This window comes from Alcanivorax sp. HI0083 (assembly GCF_001635175.1).
Genome location: NZ_LWFX01001048.1, coordinates 1 through 2,809, shown reverse-complemented (window position 1 = coordinate 2,809; position 2,809 = coordinate 1). Strand labels below are relative to the sequence as shown.

The following is a 2,809-nucleotide window of genomic DNA, read 5'->3' as shown; positions in this document are numbered from 1 at the left end:
CATGAATCTCAGTGAAACCGGCTCGTTGAGAGCCCGTCAACGGAGATCATTATGACGCAAAATACCACTGCCCGTTTGCTCACCGACAAGGCCAACCTGGGAGCCAGCCAGTTACAGGACGAGGCCATGGCCGATGCGGCTCAGGGCGAAGTGTTGCTGGCCCTCGACACCTTTGCCCTGACCACCAACAACATTACCTATGCCGCTTTTGGTGATGCCATGAATTACTGGTCGTTTTTCCCCACCGATGAGGAGGGGTGGGGGCATATGCCGGTGTGGGGATTTGCCACGGTGATGCAATCGCGGGTCGAAGGGATTGCCGTAGGCGAGCGATTCTACGGGTATTTTCCCATGGCGGGCTTGCTGCGCGTGCAACCCGATCGGATCACCGAGCGTGGTTTTTACGATATCGCCATGCATCGCCAGGGGCTTCCTTCTCCCTACAACCAGTACACGCGTTGCCAGACTGATGAAGCCTATGTCCCGGAGCTGGCGGATTTCCAGATGCTGTTGCGGCCGCTGTTTTTCACCTCGTACATGCTGGCGGATTACCTTGCCGACAACGGTTACTTCGGCGCCCGCCAGGTGGTGTTCTCCAGCGCCTCCAGCAAAACCGCCTATGGCACCGCTTTCGCTCAGGCCGATGGCCCCTGCGGTGCCAGCGGTGAAGCGCCGCAATGTATTGGGCTGACCTCGGCACACCACTGTGAATATGTGGCCGGGCTGGGCTTGTATGATCAGGTGGCAGACTACGATGGCCTGGAGCAGCTGGATGCCAGCGTTCCCACCCTGTATGTGGACTTTTCCGGCAGTGACGCCTTGCGTGAGCGGGTGCGTGCCCACTTCGGCGCTTCCCTGGTCCATGATTGCTTCGCCGGCTCCGCCACCAACACGGATTACCTGGACGAAACGCGCTGGTCGGATCCGGTGCCGCAGTCGTTCTTCGCCCCGATCCAGATTCGCAAGCGTAACCAGGATTGGGGCGCGCCAACCCTGAGCCGGCGTTTCGGAGCGGTGCAGCGCCGTTTCCTGCGCGCCGTCAGTGACCCCTGTAATGGCTGGATGACCTTGCGTGTGCACCAGGGGCTGGAGGCGGCGCGGGCCGTGGTGGAAGACCTTTACCTGAATGGTGGTCAGCCCCGTGAGGGGCATGTGGTGCGTCTGCAGCGCCAGGACACCAGCGGGGCTAGTCGGCTATCCTGAGGGTTCATACCCTGAAGAGAGGATAGCCCGTTGAACCAACCGCCCGTGCATCGCTGGATAGAGCCTGTCCGGCTGGAAGGTCAGCACGTGGTGCTGGAACCGCTCCAGCAGGCCCATGCGGATGACCTGGCCGAGGCCACCGCTGATGGTGCGTTGTGGACACTCTGGTACACCACCGTGCCGGACCCACAGGGGGTGGCGGAATATATCGACACCGCCTTGCGGGGCAGGGATCAGCACGGTGACATGCCCTTCGCGGTGCGCCACCTTGCCAGCGGCAAGGTGATCGGCAGCACCCGTTTCTTTCGTGTCGATGAGGATAATCGGCGCCTGGAACTTGGCCATACCTGGTACGCCCACCGTTTTCAGCGCAGCGCGGTGAACAGCGAGTGCAAGCTGTTGCTGCTGGGCCATGCTTTTGAAACCCTGAATGCCATCGCGGTGGAGTTGCGGACCCACTGGCATAACCACGCGTCGCGCACGGCCATTGCCCGTCTGGGGGCCAAGCAGGATGGTGTGCTGCGCCACCACACGCGTTCAGCGGACGGGGTGTACCGCGATACCGTGGTGTTCTCCATTCTTGAGCAGGAATGGCCGGCCGTACGTCAGAATCTGCGTTACCGGCTGGACCGTGGATCACCGTGAATTACCTGGCCCATTTGACCCTGGCGCAACCGTCGGTGCCCTCCAAGGTGGGCAACGTGCTGGGGGACTTCATGCGCGGTGTGGAGGTCAGAGAATTGAGCGCGCCGCTACGGCGGGGGCTGGATAATCATCGTCTGGTGGACCGCTTTACCGACCACCACCCCTGGGTCATGGCGCAACGCCGCAGCTTTTCGGCCCGCCGCCGACGCTTTGCCGGAGTGGCGCTGGATGTGCTGTTCGATCATTTTCTGTGGCAGCACTGGGCCACCTTCTATGGCCATGATCGGGACGCCGCCATTGCCCGTGATTACCAACATCTGCAAGCGGGCCTGCCGTTGATGCACCTGCCCATGCGTGAGCGGGTGGAGCGTCTGATCGAGCATGATCTTCTTAACCAATACGGGGAGTTGGAGCGGGTTGGGCAGGCGCTGGATGTGATCGCCGGGCGTATCCGTTTTGCCAATGACTTTGCCGGTATCATCCAGGAAATTGAGCCGCGCTATCAGGCCCTGGAGGCCGGGTTCCTGGCGTTCTATCCCGAGCTGCAAGCGGCGGTCAGGGAGGCGGCACTGGAGTGACGGGTTATCGGTTGCCGTTTTGGGATTTGATCGCGCAATGGAGTGAATGAGCTGATATAGGGATTTTTTCTGTGATCCTGCCTTGGCAAACCGCTGGACGCCGGATGCCCGACGGCTGACGCTTTCAGTCAAGCCCCTGATTGATTCCTCTGCGCTTTTCGTCAACAGGTGTTACCTGATTGTCCCTGGAGTATTTCTCAAAAGAGGGGCCGGAATAGTGACCGCCTCTCAGCGCGGGTGTTTTGCGTCAGGCATTCGGCGTCGAGCGTCCTGCAAAGTGTGAGTGATACGCTATAAGCCAGGAAAACGGCGGGAAAGCTGACATTCTCGCTGACCCGTGAAAAACTTTTTTTGCTCACAATGCCGGCATATTCAGTTCGGCC

4 protein-coding genes are annotated in these 2,809 nt (G+C 60.5%); 3 read left to right on the top strand and 1 reads right to left on the bottom strand.

Annotated features, from left to right (window positions below):
- The first annotated feature begins 51 nt into the window (after positions 1-51).
- From A3754_RS13575 to A3754_RS13565, 3 genes are read left to right on the top strand one after another with little or no spacing between them, the layout of a single operon-like run.
- Positions 52-1,203: a DUF2855 family protein gene (locus A3754_RS13575; protein ID WP_063520119.1), complete on the top strand. Its 1,152-nt coding sequence runs from the start codon at positions 52-54 to the stop codon at positions 1,201-1,203.
- A 30-nt stretch (positions 1,204-1,233) separates the two neighbouring features.
- The gene (locus A3754_RS13570) at positions 1,234-1,848 is read left to right on the top strand and encodes a GNAT family N-acetyltransferase (RefSeq protein ID WP_231880625.1); all 615 of its coding nucleotides are present in this window, start codon (positions 1,234-1,236) and stop codon (positions 1,846-1,848) included.
- Positions 1,845-2,426, top strand: coding sequence for an ACP phosphodiesterase (locus tag A3754_RS13565; RefSeq protein ID WP_063520118.1), 582 nt, complete (start codon positions 1,845-1,847; stop codon positions 2,424-2,426). The genes A3754_RS13570 and A3754_RS13565 overlap by 4 nt, the downstream gene beginning before the upstream one ends.
- Before the next feature lie 197 nt (positions 2,427-2,623).
- Here A3754_RS13565 and A3754_RS28560 read toward each other — a convergent pair.
- Positions 2,624-2,809, bottom strand: a 186-nt coding sequence (locus A3754_RS28560; protein WP_231880624.1) for a hypothetical protein, incomplete at its 5' end; no start/stop codon positions are given.